This is a genomic window from Pseudomonas sp. AP19 (assembly GCF_001728855.1).
GTDB lineage: Bacteria > Pseudomonadota > Gammaproteobacteria > Pseudomonadales > Pseudomonadaceae > Aquipseudomonas > Aquipseudomonas fluorescens.
In genome coordinates, this window is the sequence record NZ_LXJP01000090.1 from 1 (window position 1) to 14152 (window position 14152).

The window sequence follows — 14152 nt, forward strand, 5'->3', positions numbered from 1 at the left end:
ATTTGTAACTGACCCAGCGCATTCGCGAGCAAGCCCGCTTCCACAATGTTGACCGAGTTTAACTGCCGGCACCGCAGTGCTCTGCTTTTCTGTGGGAGCGGGCTTGCCCGCGATACAGGCACCTCGATACATCAGGCATACCCCGCAGCAGACCCCATGCCAGCTCCCAGATTGGCGCAGTAAAGTCTGAAGAGCAGCCCACCCTTTACCTGATGTACCCAGTTCCAAATGTGGGAGCGGGCTTGCTCGCGAATGCGGTGCGCCATTCACCCACTCCATCAACTGACACACCGCTTCGCTTGTGCTTTTGATCTAATCACTGAGGTCGGCTGTCAGGCCGCCGTGCTCTACTTTTGACTTTGATCTTGATCTTAGGCGCCCCGTTAACCACGCTGGCCGGAGTGAGAGCCCGCCGAGCCTAAGCGAGGTGCCGAGTGGTGGGGCAAGAGCCCTTTGGTTGCGTTGGGGCTTTTCCAAAGTGACCCGCTGTAAGAGCGGAACCCTAAGCCGCCGTTACCGCAGCAACGGAGATGTACCCCATACAACCACCAGCCTGGTCGGCCCAGAGGCCGCCACGCCAAACAGCACATACATCCAATTCCAAACCCCCGAAGCCCCCCAAACTCCCTCCATCGCTCAACTCTCCAGGGGGGAATCAACGCCATGGACCCAACACCCAAAACCAGCCCCGACGAAGTCGTCACCCTGGTCGTCAAACACCTGATCAAACCCGGTCGTGAAGCCGACTACGAAGCCTGGCTACGGCGCATCGTGCGTATCGCCGGTGAGCGCCCAGGTCACCTCGGTGTCGACGTGGTACGCAGCAAACAAAACCGCCTGGCGCTGTTTACCTGCGTACTGCGCTACCGCTCCACCGAGGCACTTGAGCGCTGGCTCGACTCCCCGGAACGCAAGGCCCTGATCGACGAAGCCACGCCCCTGCTCGCCGACGGCGACAACACCGAAATCGGTGCCGTCAACGAATTCTGGTTTGCGCCGCTGGCCGACAGCGCCGCCAAACCACCGCGCTGGAAGCAGGCGGTGGTGACCTTGTTTGTCATCCTGCCGCTGACGCTGCTGGTGCCGATCATCTGGGGCCCGGTGTTGCGCCTGCATCCGTTCCTTTCCAACTACGTGGTTGCCACCTTCCTCGTCACCCTGACCATCGTGCTGCTGGTGGTTTACCTGCTGATGCCGGCGGCTACCCGTCTGTTCGCTCCCTGGCTTGAAGCCTCTGTAAAGGAAACCCTATGAACGCCGATCTGATTCTGTTCAATGGCCAGTTCCACACCGTGGACCGTGAAAACCCACGCGCAACGGCCGTCGCCATCCACCAGGGCCGCTTTGTGGCGGTCGGCACCGACGGTGAGGCCATGGCCTTGCGTGGCAGCGGTACGCAGGTGATCGACCTCAAGGGCCGCACCGTGATTCCCGGCCTCAACGACTCGCACCTGCACCTCATCCGTGGCGGCCTGAACTACAACCTTGAGCTGCGCTGGGAAGGCGTGCCGTCCCTGGCCGATGCGCTGCGCATGCTCAAGGACCAGGCTGATCGCACACCAACGCCGCAATGGGTACGTGTGGTCGGCGGCTGGAACGAATTCCAGTTTGCCGAAAAGCGCATGCCGACCCTGGAAGAGCTGAACCAGGCCGCGCCGGATACGCCGGTGTTCGTGCTGCACCTGTACGACCGCGCCTTGCTCAACCGCGCGGCGTTGCGTGTGGCCGGCTACACCAAGGACACGCCGAACCCGCCCGGTGGCGAGATCGTGCGCGACAGCAACGGCAACCCCACCGGCATGCTGGTGGCGCGGCCTAACGCGATGATCCTGTATGCAACCCTGGCCAAGGGGCCGAAACTGCCTCTGGAATATCAGGTCAACTCCACCCGCCAGTTCATGCGTGAACTCAATCGGTTGGGGCTCACCAGTGCTATCGATGCCGGTGGTGGTTTCCAGAACTATCCCGATGACTACGCGGTGATCGAACAACTGGCCAAGGATGAGCAGTTGACGGTGCGTATCGCTTACAACCTGTTCACCCAGAAACCCAAGGAAGAACTCAGCGATTTCAAACACTGGACCGGCAGCGTCACCCTGCATCAGGGCGATGACTACCTGCGCCACAACGGCGCCGGCGAGATGCTGGTGTTTTCGGCGGCCGACTTCGAAGACTTCCTTGAGCCGCGCCCCGACCTGCCGCTGACCATGGAACAAGAGCTGGAGCCGGTGGTGCGCCACTTGGTCGAGCAGCGCTGGCCATTCCGTCTGCACGCCACTTACAACGAGTCCATCTCGCGCATGCTTGACGTGTTCGAGAAGGTCAATCGTGACATCCCGTTCAACGGCCTGCCGTGGTTCTTTGACCACGCCGAAACCATCACTGCGCAAAATATTGAACGCGTGCGCGCCCTGGGCGGCGGTATTGCGATCCAGGACCGTATGGCGTTCCAGGGCGAATACTTCGTCGAGCGTTACGGCGCCAAGGCCGCCGAAGCCACGCCGCCGATCAAGCGCATGTTGGCCGAAGGCGTGCCGGTCGGGGCGGGCACCGATGCCACGCGGGTGTCGAGCTACAACCCGTGGACCTCGTTGTACTGGATGGTCAGCGGCCGCACCGTCGGCGGCCTTGAATTGCACGCCGAAGGCCTGTCGCGCCTCACCGCGTTGGAGCTGTTCACCCACGGCAGTGCCTGGTTCTCATCGGAGCAGGGCAAGAAAGGCCAGATCAAGGTTGGCCAATTGGCCGACGTCGCCGCGCTGTCGGCGGACTTTTTCAGCGTCGATGAAGAAGCCATCAAATGGATCGAGTCGGTGCTGACTGTGGTCGGCGGCAAGGTGGTGTACGGCGCCGGTGACTTCGAAGATTTCGCACCGCCGTCGGTGCCGGTGCTGCCGGACTGGTCGCCGGTGGTCAAGGTGCCGGGGCACTGGCGCCCCGGCTCACCGCTGCAAGCCCAAGTCCATCAATGCAGCGGCCCGTGTGGCGTGCATGCCCATGGCCATGAAAAAGCGCGGCTTTCCAGCGTGCCGGTCAGCGACTTCCAGGGTTTCTGGGGCGCGTTTGGCTGCTCGTGTTTTGCCTTCTGACAATCAACCCCCAAAGGAGCTACCCATGACTTACACACGCTTGAACAAAGACGACGCTGTGGTGCTGTTGGTGGACCACCAGACCGGCTTGATCTCGCTGGTGCAGGATTTCTCGCCCAACGAATTTAAGAACAACGTGCTGGCCCTGGCCGATGTGGCCAAGTTCTTCAAGCTGCCGACCATCCTCACCACCAGCTTTGAAACCGGCCCCAACGGCCCGCTGGTGCCCGAGCTGAAAGAACTGTTCCCGGACGCCCCGTACATCCCGCGTCCTGGCCAGATCAACGCGTGGGACAACGAAGACTTCGTCAAGGCCGTCAAAACCACCGGCCGCAAGCAACTGATCATTGCCGGCGTGGTAACTGACGTCTGCGTGACATTCCCGACCCTTTCCGCGCTGGCTGAAGGTTTTGAAGTGTTCGTGGTGACCGACGCCTCCGGTACGTTCAACGAAGCCGTGCAACGTGCGTCGTGGGCACGCATGAGCGCGGCGGGTGCACACCTGGTGAACTGGTTCTCGGTGGCCTGCGAGCTGCAAGTCGACTGGCGCAACGACATGGAAGGCCTGGCCAACCTGCTGTCGCCGCGTATTCCCAACTACCGCAACCTGATGAACAGCTACTCGGCGTTTACCGCCAAGTAACCTGCGCTCAGGCATTCAGGTAAAACCCTGTGGGAGGGGGCTTGCTCCCGATAGCGGTGTTTTAGCCACCTCAACGGTGACTGACAGACCGCGATCGGGAGCAAGCCCCCTCGCACATGGGTGGGTGTGCCCACATTAGGTTTGTGGTGGGGCTGCTGACAGGCTATAAAACCGCAAAATGTCCACCGAGAAGCGACAATGAACCCCTTCGAAGACATGCGCCTGTTTTGCCAGGTCATGGAGTCCGGCAGTTTCACCGCCGCCGCCGAGCAACTGGGCCTGTCCAAGCAGTTTGTCAGTCGCCGTCTGATCCAGTTGGAAGACCGCCTCGGTGTGCGGTTGCTCAACCGTTCCACGCGGCGTCTGGACGTGACGCCGCTGGGCCAGAGTTACTACGAATCGGCCTTGCGCCTGCTCGGCGAAGTCGAGCAGGTGGAGCAGGGCATCGCTGGCCAGAACAGCGAACCACGCGGCACCCTTCGCCTCAGCGCGCCGTTGTCGTTTGCCATGGCTCATCTTGGTTGCCTGTTGCCGTTGTTCCTGCAGCGCCACCCGCACGTGTCGGTGGAAGTCGACCTGAGCGACCGCCCCGTGGACTTGATCGGCGAAGGCTATGACTTGGTGCTGCGTATTGGCACGCTGGAAGATTCGACGCTGATCGCGCGGCGTATCGGCAGTGTCGAGCGGGTGTATTGCGCCAGTCCCGAGTACCTGGCCCAGCGCGGCACGCCGCTCAAACCCGACGATTTGGGCGACCACGACTGCCTGCCCTACGGCCATGGCCGCCAGGTGCAATGGCGATTCCTGAGCAAGGGCAAAGTGCAGTCGGTAAATGTCAGCGGGCGGATGCGCGTCAATAACGGCGAGCTACTGCGCGACACGGCCATTGCCGGCCTGGGCGTCACGTACCTGCCGACGTTTATCGTCGCCGATGCGTTGCAGGACGGGCGCCTGGTCACGGTCTTGGAAGACTTCGCCCCCGAGGCGCTGACCTTGTCTGCGGTTTACCCACAGCACCGGCAAAGCTCCAGACCGGTGCAGGCCCTGGTCGAGTTTCTGCGCGAACGCCTGGCCGGCGGCTGCTGAGCAACTGACACAACACAGCCCCCCTGTGGGAGGGGGCTTGCTCCCGAAAGCGCTGGGTCAGTGACTCTATGGGTCGGCTGATACGCCGCTGTCGCGAGCCAGCCGCTGCCACATTCTGGTCAGCGTTCGGCTCAGCGATCGACCACGTTGGCCAGCGCTGAACCGCTTACATAGCGCTCAAGATTCGCCAGGAACGTCTCGGCAATTTCCTGCCTGCTGTTGGTCGAAATGGCTGAGGTATGGGGCGACAAGCGCACACGCGGATGGGTATACAGCAGGTGCCCGTCCGGCAACGGTTCCGGCTCGGTCACGTCCAGCGAGGCTAGGCCGATCCGGCCGTTGTCCAGCGCTTCCAGCAACGCCTCCTGGTCCAGCAGGCCACCGCGCGCAATGTTGATCAGGTGCAGCCCCGGCTTGGCGCTGCCCAGCACATCACGGTTAACGATATGCCGAGTGGCCTCGGTGAGTGGCGCGGCCAGTACCAGGTGGTCTGCGCGGGCGAACAGGTCGTGGATATCCCGCGCGGTTTCTACACCTTCCAGCTCAATGGGCGCCGCGCGTTGGCGCAGTGCGACCACGTTGATCCCAAGGGCCAGGGCCTTGTGCGCGAGGGCTTCGCCGATGGCACCAAAGCCGAGCAGGCCCAGGGTGGTGCCCTTGAGCGGGCGCAGTGCGGTGAAATGCCACTGGGCGTCCTTCACCCAGATGTCCGGCAAATGCTTGGACGCGGCAAAGAGCGTCGCCAGGGCGAATTCGGCGAGGTTATCGGCGGCGCTGCCCCGGGAGGTGCTGACCGGTGGGCCGTTGAACAGCCACTGCGGGTAAAAATCGATGCCCGATGACACCAGGTGCACCCACTGCGCGCCATAGGGCCAGCCGGGCGGTGGGGTGTCCGGTGCGGTGTAGCCGCGCACATTGATCGGGCGCAGCAGCAGGATATTGGCCTGGGGCGGCAGGTCACTCGGCACGCCGGCGGGCACGCCGATCACTTGGGCCTGCGGGTGGATCGTCGCGAGGCGTTCGCGAATCACATCGTTATAATCTTCGTCCAGTTGGCTGGCGATAATCACCTGACTCATGAGCGTTCCTTCTTCAGAGGGGGGCACGTTGGGCGAAGGCCGCTTTGCCGACGCCTTGCAGCACGGCGTCGTTTTGTGGCGTATGCACGCGACTGCACAGTACGTCGCGGTAGTGACGTTGCAGCGGGCTGTGGCGCGACAGGCCAGGGTTGCCCGAGGCTTCAATGGCCAGCTCCACGGCGCGAATCGCATTGCCGGTCACCAGGTATTTAAGCTGCGCGGCATTGGCGGCAGGCGTGTGACCTTCGGCGGCCGCATCAAGCAGGCTGCGATTGGCAAACAGCAGGGTGTCGATATGGCCGACCGTTTCTTGAAAACGCGGCAAGCTCGACAGCGCGGCGCCGAGATTGGATGGCTTGCGGTGTTCCAGCCAATTCACCAGCCAGTCCCGCGCGGCCTGGGCCACCGCGTCATACACCGACGACAGCAACACCGACATCCACAGGAACCCATCGGCATCGAGTTCCGGCTGCGGCGCGCTCCAAGGGCTCACACTGACGGCGTGGTCCAGCGGCACTAATACGTTATCGAGCACCACTTCATGGCTGCAGGTCGCCCGCATGCCCAGGTGGTCCCAGGTGTCGACGATGCTCACGCCCGGGCTGTTTTTGGGCACCAGCCAGGCACCGACCAACGGGTCGCTGTCGTCACTGCGCGCCCACACGCTGAACCAGCTCAGGCCATGGCTGCCGGTGGAGTAGATTTTGCGCCCGCTGATGCGCCAGCCCTCGGCGGTGCGCACCGCCGTGGTCGCCGGCAGGCCGCCACGGGCCGGGGTGCCGAGGTCGGGTTCGACGCGCAGGGCGTTGATCAACGCACCGTTGCGCACCGCGTCTTCGGCGACGCGCACCCGCAGGTGGCGGGGCCAGGTTTTGCTGTCTTGCAGGCGTGTGTGCTGCAGGTACTGCATCACCAGGATAAGTGCCGTAGAGGGCTCGCCCTTGGCAATCGCGCTGATGGCTTGGCGTGCCTGGGGCAGGTTGGCGCCGCCTCCACCCAGGGCTTTGGGCACGGTGAAGGCGACCAATCCATGCGCATGCAAGCGCTTGAAGTTGTCATGGGGGAAGGCGCCGCTCTCATCATAGACATGCGCGTTGCTGGCCAATTCAGCGCTGAGGCGTTCGAGCAGGGCTTCGAAGTTGGCGACTTCCACGGAGCGTAACGACGGTTGCGTCATGAGTCTGTACTCAGTCAAATGGGGGGCGGGCGGGTTCGCAAGGGCGCTGGTTGAGCCCCTGCATGGGCTGCCCGACACGCGGTGATCGGGCGCCAGCCACCTCGTTCAAGCCAGGGCCTTGAGGGGCGCTTCAGCCACGCTGTAACGATTGACCGGGACTCGCAGCCCGAGGTTGTCGCGCAAGGTGTGGCCGCTGTACTCAGTGCGAAACAGCCCGCGCTGTTGCAGCACCGGCACCACCCATTCGGTGAAGAACTGCAAGCCATCCGGCAACACCGAGTTGATGATGAAACCGTCACTGGCGCCGGTTTCAAACCAGGTCTGGATCGCGTCGGCGACTTGCTCCGCCGTGCCGACAAAATCGCGATTGGGCCGCGAAAAACGCAGGGCCACTTCGCGTAATGTCAGGCCTTCGTCCCTGGCCCATTGCTTGATGCGGTCGGAGCCGCCTTTCTGACTGTTGGCGCCCAGGTCGCCGAGCTCCGGGAACGCTTCATCCAGCGGGTATTGGCTGAAGTCGTGGTCGTTGAAGGGGCGGCCCAGCGCCACAATGGCGTCTTCTATGGTCACCAGGTCCACGGCCTGCTGATAGCGACGTTCCACCTGCGCAGCATCGCGCCCGACAATCGGGCGGATACCGGGCAGGATCGACAGGCTGTCGGGGTCACGGCCAAAGCCCTTGGCGCGGCGTTTCAAGTCGGCGGTGTAGGCCTTGGCCTCGTCGATATTCTCGACGTGCACAAAAATCGCATCAGCATGTTCGGCGGCAAAGTTACGCCCATCTTCCGAGGTGCCCGCCTGGAAAACCACCGGCTGGCCCTGGCGCGAGCGGGCGATGTTCAGCGGGCCTTTCACCGAAAAAAACTCGCCTTTGTGATTCAGGGCATGCAGCTTGTGCGGGGTGAAAAACTCGCCGCTCTGTTTGTCGTAGGTAAAGGCGTCGTCTTCCCAGGAATCCCACAGGCCCTGGACCACGTTCAGGTGTTCCTTGGCGATGCGGTAGCGCACGGCGTGTGGCGGGTGCTCGGCTTTGCCGAAGTTATCGGCGGTGCCGCTCAGCCAGGAGGTCACCACGTTCCACCCGGCGCGGCCGCCGCTGATATGGTCCAGGGAGGCAAATTGGCGCGCCACCTGGTAAGGCTCGGTGTAGCTCACCGTCACCGTCGCCACCAGGCCGATATGCGTGGTCAATGCGGCGAGGGCCGAGAGGATCGTCAGCGGCTCGAACCGGTTGAGGTAGTGCGGGCTGGATTTGGCGTGAATGTGCAGGCTGTCGGCGATAAACACGAAGTCGAATTTGGCGCTTTCGGCCAGTTCAGTCTGCTGCTTGTAGAAGCCAAAGTGAGTACTGGCATTGGCTTGCGCCTGTGGATGGCGCCATTCGCCCCAGCCGTGACCGACACCGTGGACCATGGCGCCCAGTTTCAAATGGCGTGGCTTCAATTGACCTGGCTTGCTCATGTGCTGCTCCTGTTAGCGCGATGCTTGGGAATGGGGGACACGCTCGGCGTTAAAGCGCTTGTCGAAGCCCTGCGACACATCGATGTGGTTGGGCAGCAGGCCTTCTTTTTGATAGGTGTCGGCTGTGGCTTGAAGGCCGCGGATGACCGCGTCGTCGATCAGCACGGGGGACAGATGGGTGTCTTTGGCCACCTCCACGTGCACGGCTAACGGCAGGCCGGTGATCCTGGCCTGGGCGGCGGCGTATTCATCGGGGTGCGTGTTGGCCCATGCGTAAGCGCGATCGACGCGGGCGACAAAGTCATCCAGTTGCGTGCGTTTTTCAGCGATGGCCTGGCGGGTGGCGGCGAAATACAGGTGATTGCTCAGCAGCTGATTGCCACTGATCAACACGCGGGCCTGGCTCTGTGAGGTGACCACGGTGGTGTAGGGGTCCCATGTGGCCCAGGCGTCGACCGTACCGTTATCCAGCACCAGGCGCGATTCGCTGGGCAGCAGGAAAATGAACTGCACGTCCTGGGTGGTCAGGCCAGCGCTGGCCAGGGCCTTGATCGCCAGGTAATGGCCGATGGAGCCGCGCCCGGTGACGATTTTTTTACCCTTGAGGTCGGCCACGGTCTTGATCGGTGAGTCCTTGGGCACCAGCAGGGCCGTGGTGTTGCGCCCTTCGGCGTGGATGATGCTGACCACCTTGAGCGATGCCCCTGCACCCAGGGCGAACACATACGGTGCATCGCCCAAGGCACCGATATCGACGGCGCCGGCATTCAAGGCTTCGCCCAACGGCGAGGCGGACGGGAACTCCGCCCACTTGATTTCGTACGGGACGTTTTTGGTTTCGCCGGAAGCTTCCAGCAGCGCCTTGATCGTGGATTTCTGATTGGCCACCCGCAGCGGTTGCAGGTCGGCGGCGTGGGCGGTGGTGACCAGGCCGAGGGCGAGGGCGGCGCCCAGCAGAAGGCGTTTGAACGGTGTGGAGAACAGCATGGGACAAACTCCAGGCGTTTGTTGAAAGGGTACGGATACCTCCGCCTGGAGAAGGGGTCGGATGTCCTGGGGCGCTGCACCGCTCGCGGTGCAGCTGTAGCGTCAGTGGTGGGGTCAGATCACATGGAAGCCGTGGGTGGCGTCGCGGGCCAGTTGGTCGACCAGGCCGAACTCCCAATCCAGGTACGCCTGCATGGCTTCCTTGGGGTTGTCGGTGCCTTCGTATGGGCGGCGGTAACGGTCGATGCGTGGTGAGGCCAGGTGGGTTTCACCGGCTTGCAGCGGCAGTTGCGCGTTGATCCAGCCGGCCGTGCCGTCTTGCAGCAGGAACACCTGCTTGCCGGTAATGGCTTCGACCTCGGGCACTGCCAGGCGCGCCAATTGGCTGCTGCCGCAGGTCAGCACGTAACGTTGGGCAGTCGGCACCTTGGCCAGGGCCTCGGGCAACTGCGCGCGCAGCACCCACCAGGCCCCCGGGATATGACGCTTCACATAGTTGGCGCTGGCGGTGAAGTCCAACACGACCGTGTCGCCATGTCCCAGCCAGTCAGCGAGGGTGTGTGGGCTGATGAGTTCGGCTTGGGGCGGCGCGGGCACCGGGGCAACCCAGGCACCGTGTTGACTGAAATGCGCCGGTTGCAGCGCGTCCAGCACATGCACTTCCCAGCCAAGCTGGGCCAGCCAGGACGCCGACATATTGGCCCGCACGCCATCGTCATCCGCCAGCACCAGCCGCGCACCGCGTACGCTGGCGACGTGATCGGTTTCCTGGACCAGTTGGCCCCCCGGCGTGGAGCGCGCGCCGGGCAAGTGGCCGGCTTCGAATTCTTCCGGGGTGCGCACATCAAACAGGTAGGTGGTGCGCGTCGGTTCCTGCTGCCAGCGTTGCAGATCTGCCAGCGTGGCGCGGCCGACGCGGGCTGTGTCGGCAACGCGACGCGCGTCCTGGGCGGCGATCCGGCGGTGTTCTTCTGACGTTGGGGCAAAGCGGCGCGACTGGCCATGGGCGAGTGTCTGCCCGGCCAAGGTCCAGCCGATGGTGCCGTTGCGCAAGGCCGACACCGGGTTGGCGATGCCGGCATTGATCAGCGACTGGGTGCCGATGATGCTGCGGGTACGCCCGGCGCAGTTGACGATGATATGCGTGGCCGGGTCCGGCGCCAGTTCACGGGCGCGCAACACCAGTTCGGCACCGGGCACGCTGATGCCGGTGGGGATGCTCATGGTCTGGTATTCGTCGAAACGGCGCGCGTCGAGCACCACCACATCGGCCTGGCTGTCGAGCAAGGCCTGCACCTGTTCAGCCGCCAGGGACGGCGTATGCCGTTCGCTTTCGACCAGTTCGCCAAAGGCCTTGCTGGGCACGTTGACGTCGATAAACAGTTCGCCACCGGCACGCCGCCAACCGTCGAGCCCACCTGCCAACTGGCTGACCTGGGTGTAGCCCAGCGCAACCAGGCGCTCAGCGGCACGCTGCGCCAGCCCCTCGCCGTTGTCGTAGACGGTGACCTGGGTGTCACGGCGCGGAATTCGCGAATACACCTCCAGTTCCAGCTTGGACAGCGGGATGTTCGCCGCGAACAGCGGGTGAGACTCGGCAAACGGCGCCTCTTCACGCACGTCGAGCAGAGCGACTTCCTCACGGTCCAACAAGGCCTGGCGAATCTGGGCAAAGCTGCGGGTCGATACGGTGGTCATAGGGCAGGGCTCTTTTCTTTGGACACATCCCAGATGTTCGGGAGGTAGGCGTTGGAATAACCGGAGATAAACAGTTTCTCGCTGCCGTCGGGCTGGTACACCGCGCGGCGCACGGCACCGATATTGGCGCCGTACACATGGATGCTGATGGACACCTGGTCGCGGTGGGCATTACTGACCTGATGAATATCCCCCACCTTGGGCGACACCGCCTCGACCTGGCCCGGCAGCAACTGAACAGGCTTGCCTTCGGCCACCAGGCTGCCGTCGGGTGCGCGTTCGAACCCCTGGGAAAACTCCGCGCCACGCAACATGCCAATCAGCCCCCACACCCGATGGTCATGAATCGGTGTGCTTTGCCCCGGCCCCCACACAAAACTGACAATGCTGAAACGCTGGCGTGAGTCAGCATGCAGCAAAAATTGCTGGTAGCGCTGCGGGTCGGGTTGGGCGTATTCGTCGGGCAGCCAGTCATCGTGGCTGACCAGTTGCGCCAGTAACTTGCCGCCACGGTGCAACAGGTCGCCTTCGCGTGGGTTGCCGTCGATCAATTCCGCCAGGGCGCCTATAAAGGCTCTGAGTCTCTCGGGGTGCGGGGCCTGGGTCATGGCAGTTCCATCGTGCGGTTGATGGTTTTATATAAGCATAATGTTTGTATTTAATATGCTATTTTTTAATGATTAGCTTATAGCTGAAGGTAATTTAGAACCGGTCTGAATAGCGTTAGACGTTATTGATTCCAGCCTGGGCTATCCAGGCAGCGTGGCGGCAACTATGCTTGGCACACATCTTAATGACTGTTCTCTATGTGCGGCCCAAATGAAAATTGACGATATCGATGCCTTTGTCGAAGTGATTCGTTGCCAGTCCATCAGCCATGCAGCCGAGTCGTTGCAGCTGACCCAGCCGGCTATCACCCGCCGTGTGCAGAACTTCGAGCAGGCGCTGGGTGTGGAGCTGTTCGACCGCAATACCAAACCCCTCAAGCCGACGCTGATCGGCACCCGGGTCTACGAGCAATGCCGTTTGATCCTGCGTGAGATGGATGCCCTGCGTGAGCTGGTAGCCACGGACGCGCCGCCTACCGGTGTGCTGCGCCTGGGTGTGCCGCAGACCATCGGCGATGCGGTGCTGTTGGATGCGCTCAAGCAGTTGCGTACCGAATACCCGGACCTGCGCGCCCAGGTCGCCACCGGCTGGGGCAGCCAGTTGGTGGGCAAGATCGAGCGCGGCGAGCTGGATGCGGCGGCGGCCTTGTTCCCGGCCGGCAAGATATTCCCGGACAACATTGTTGGTGAGTCCATCGGCAAGATGGAGCTGGTGGTGGTGTGTGCCCAGGCACAGTTACCGAAGAAGCCGTGCAAGTTGGCGGACGTGTACCAGAATGGCTGGATTCTCAACCCGGATGGCTGCGGTTTCCGTGCCGGTTTGCAGCGCACGTTGTCCGATCAAGGCTTGGCATTGCGAGTCAACCTGGAAACCTTCGGCACCGAGCTGCAATTGGGGCTGGTAGCGGACGGCCTGGGGCTGGGCCTGGTGCCACGCCCGCTGTTGGAGCGCAGCGCCCATCGCGAGCAACTGGCGGTGATGCCGCTCAAGGACTTCAAGCCGGTGCTGGATTTGTGGCTGATCTACCCGCATTTCCTGGGCAACCTGCAAGGCCCGGTGGATGCGTTTGGCCAGTGGGTGGCGGCGTCGTTGCACAAGCTGCGGGACGCGGCCTGAGCATTAAGGTTATGAAAAAAAATAATAATTAGCTTAGATTAAAATGTGCTTTTTATTATTTTTTGCCATCCCATAGGCTGACTGGAAGTCCTTAAGGCCATCCAGGAAGTTTTGCCATGAGCAGCGTCACCCCGATCTCCAGCGTTTCCAGCAACGTTCGCCAGCGCGTCACGCCAGAAGAGTGGGAGGTGCGCGTCAAACTGGCCGCGGCCTATCGACTGGCGGCGTTGTACAAGTGGACCGACCACATCTATACGCACTTCTCCGCGCGTGTACCGGGGCCGCAGGAGCATTTTCTGATCAACGCCTTCGGGCTATTGTTCGATGAAATCAGCGCCTCCAACCTGGTCAAGGTCGACCTCGACGGTACCCTGGTCGATGACCCCACCGGCCTGGGCATCAATTACGCCGGGTATGTGATCCATAGCGCTATTCACGGTGCCCGCCACGACCTGCAAGCGGTGCTGCACACTCACACCCGTGATGGTATTGCGGTGTCGGCGCAAAAGGACGGGCTGTTGCCGATCTCCCAACATGCCATCGCGTTCTCCGGGCGAGTCGCCTATCACGGCTATGAGGGCGTGGCCCTGGACCTGGATGAGCGTGAGCGGCTGGTGGCGGATTTGGGTGACAAGAGTGTGATGATCTTGCGTAACCATGGGCTGTTGACGGCTGGCGTCAGCGTGGAACATGCGTTCCAGCAGCTGCAAGGGTTGGAGCGCGCCTGCACCATCCAGATTGCGGCGCAGGCGGGCGGCAATGCTCAATTGATCTTCCCGCCGGCAGACGTGGTGGCCAAGGTCGAAGAGCAGGCCAAGGTGTTCAGCAATGGCGAAGGGCCGGGCGTGGCACGCCATTGGAATGCATTGATTCGGCAATTGGAACGCACCGATACCGATTACAAAAACTGAGTTTGAAATCACTGAATGACTAAAAAATGGGGGAGCGGGCTTGCTCGCGAATGCGCAGTGTCAGTCAACGGAGATATCGACTGACCCACCGCTTTCGCGAGCAAGCCCGCTCCCACAGTTGATCTGTGTTGCCAATCAGGGTTGTGCACGGTGCAGGCGCGCATCGAATCGGGCATGCGCCGCTCTATGACATCACCGCCACTCACCCTGGCAGTGTGTCGTTGACCAAGGCGGGGCAATGGTTGGGTGACTATTGCGCAGAAGAACTGGCACGCTTGCCTGGGTAAAACGCAGGG

At 62.4% G+C, this 14152-nt stretch carries 12 protein-coding genes; 6 read left to right on the top strand and 6 right to left on the bottom strand.

Annotated features, from left to right (window positions below; genetic code table 11):
* Positions 1–663 precede the first annotated feature (663 nt).
* The 4 genes from A7D21_RS32420 (at position 664) to A7D21_RS32435 (ending at position 4818) form a co-directional block, all read left to right on the top strand.
* On the top strand, positions 664–1254 hold the full coding sequence (locus A7D21_RS32420; RefSeq protein WP_053255578.1) for an antibiotic biosynthesis monooxygenase: 591 nt from the start codon (positions 664–666) through the stop codon (positions 1252–1254).
* On the top strand, positions 1251–3089 hold the full coding sequence (locus A7D21_RS32425; protein WP_069553691.1) for an amidohydrolase: 1839 nt from the start codon (positions 1251–1253) through the stop codon (positions 3087–3089). Before A7D21_RS32420 ends, A7D21_RS32425 begins: the two co-directional genes overlap by 4 nt.
* Positions 3090–3114: 25 nt before the next feature.
* Positions 3115–3732, top strand: coding sequence for an isochorismate family cysteine hydrolase YcaC (ycaC, locus tag A7D21_RS32430; protein ID WP_069553692.1), 618 nt, complete (start codon positions 3115–3117; stop codon positions 3730–3732).
* 198 nt (positions 3733–3930) lie between these two features.
* On the top strand, positions 3931–4818 hold the full coding sequence (locus A7D21_RS32435; RefSeq protein WP_069553693.1) for a LysR family transcriptional regulator: 888 nt from the start codon (positions 3931–3933) through the stop codon (positions 4816–4818).
* Between the two features lie 131 nt (positions 4819–4949).
* Here A7D21_RS32435 and A7D21_RS32440 read toward each other — a convergent pair whose 3' ends face one another.
* The 6 genes from A7D21_RS32440 to A7D21_RS32465 all read right to left on the bottom strand — a co-directional run bounded on the left by A7D21_RS32440 (position 4950) and on the right by A7D21_RS32465 (position 11828).
* Positions 4950–5897: a D-isomer specific 2-hydroxyacid dehydrogenase family protein gene (locus A7D21_RS32440; RefSeq protein ID WP_069553694.1), complete on the bottom strand. Its 948-nt coding sequence runs from the start codon at positions 5895–5897 to the stop codon at positions 4950–4952.
* Between the two features lie 13 nt (positions 5898–5910).
* Positions 5911–7074: an acyl-CoA dehydrogenase family protein gene (locus tag A7D21_RS32445; RefSeq protein WP_069553695.1), complete on the bottom strand. Its 1164-nt coding sequence runs from the start codon at positions 7072–7074 to the stop codon at positions 5911–5913.
* Between the two features lie 105 nt (positions 7075–7179).
* A complete protein-coding gene (locus A7D21_RS32450; RefSeq protein ID WP_069553696.1) occupies positions 7180–8535 on the bottom strand; it encodes an LLM class flavin-dependent oxidoreductase in 1356 nt (451 codons plus the stop codon).
* A 12-nt stretch (positions 8536–8547) separates the two neighbouring features.
* Positions 8548–9522 carry an ABC transporter substrate-binding protein gene (locus tag A7D21_RS32455; protein ID WP_053255585.1) on the bottom strand — a complete coding sequence of 325 codons (975 nt, stop codon included), beginning with the start codon at positions 9520–9522 and terminating at the stop codon, positions 8548–8550.
* A 114-nt stretch (positions 9523–9636) separates the two neighbouring features.
* Complete coding sequence (locus A7D21_RS32460; protein ID WP_053255586.1) at positions 9637–11220, bottom strand: rhodanese homology domain-containing protein; 1584 nt, start codon at positions 11218–11220, stop codon at positions 9637–9639.
* Positions 11217–11828: a cysteine dioxygenase gene (locus A7D21_RS32465; protein ID WP_053255587.1), complete on the bottom strand. Its 612-nt coding sequence runs from the start codon at positions 11826–11828 to the stop codon at positions 11217–11219. Before A7D21_RS32465 ends, A7D21_RS32460 begins: the two co-directional genes overlap by 4 nt.
* 211 nt (positions 11829–12039) lie before the next feature.
* Between A7D21_RS32465 and A7D21_RS32470 the strand changes: the two genes are divergently transcribed.
* Together A7D21_RS32470 and A7D21_RS32475 are read left to right on the top strand one after the other, a co-directional pair.
* On the top strand, positions 12040–12945 hold the full coding sequence (locus tag A7D21_RS32470; RefSeq protein WP_053255588.1) for a LysR family transcriptional regulator: 906 nt from the start codon (positions 12040–12042) through the stop codon (positions 12943–12945).
* 116 nt (positions 12946–13061) lie between these two features.
* On the top strand, positions 13062–13856 hold the full coding sequence (locus A7D21_RS32475) for a class II aldolase/adducin family protein (protein WP_053255589.1): 795 nt from the start codon (positions 13062–13064) through the stop codon (positions 13854–13856).
* Positions 13857–14152 lie beyond the last annotated feature (296 nt).

Coding starts and splice junctions, on each gene's coding strand:
- ycaC (WP_069553692.1), top strand. CDS start 3,115: ATGACTTACACACGCTTGAACAAAGACGACGCTGTGGTGCTGTTGGTG.
- A7D21_RS32450 (WP_069553696.1), bottom strand. CDS start 8,535: ATGAGCAAGCCAGGTCAATTGAAGCCACGCCATTTGAAACTGGGCGCC.
- A7D21_RS32420 (WP_053255578.1), top strand. CDS start 664: ATGGACCCAACACCCAAAACCAGCCCCGACGAAGTCGTCACCCTGGTC.
- A7D21_RS32425 (WP_069553691.1), top strand. CDS start 1,251: ATGAACGCCGATCTGATTCTGTTCAATGGCCAGTTCCACACCGTGGAC.
- A7D21_RS32460 (WP_053255586.1), bottom strand. CDS start 11,220: ATGACCACCGTATCGACCCGCAGCTTTGCCCAGATTCGCCAGGCCTTG.
- A7D21_RS32445 (WP_069553695.1), bottom strand. CDS start 7,074: ATGACGCAACCGTCGTTACGCTCCGTGGAAGTCGCCAACTTCGAAGCC.
- A7D21_RS32435 (WP_069553693.1), top strand. CDS start 3,931: ATGAACCCCTTCGAAGACATGCGCCTGTTTTGCCAGGTCATGGAGTCC.
- A7D21_RS32475 (WP_053255589.1), top strand. CDS start 13,062: ATGAGCAGCGTCACCCCGATCTCCAGCGTTTCCAGCAACGTTCGCCAG.
- A7D21_RS32465 (WP_053255587.1), bottom strand. CDS start 11,828: ATGACCCAGGCCCCGCACCCCGAGAGACTCAGAGCCTTTATAGGCGCC.
- A7D21_RS32470 (WP_053255588.1), top strand. CDS start 12,040: ATGAAAATTGACGATATCGATGCCTTTGTCGAAGTGATTCGTTGCCAG.
- A7D21_RS32455 (WP_053255585.1), bottom strand. CDS start 9,522: ATGCTGTTCTCCACACCGTTCAAACGCCTTCTGCTGGGCGCCGCCCTC.
- A7D21_RS32440 (WP_069553694.1), bottom strand. CDS start 5,897: ATGAGTCAGGTGATTATCGCCAGCCAACTGGACGAAGATTATAACGAT.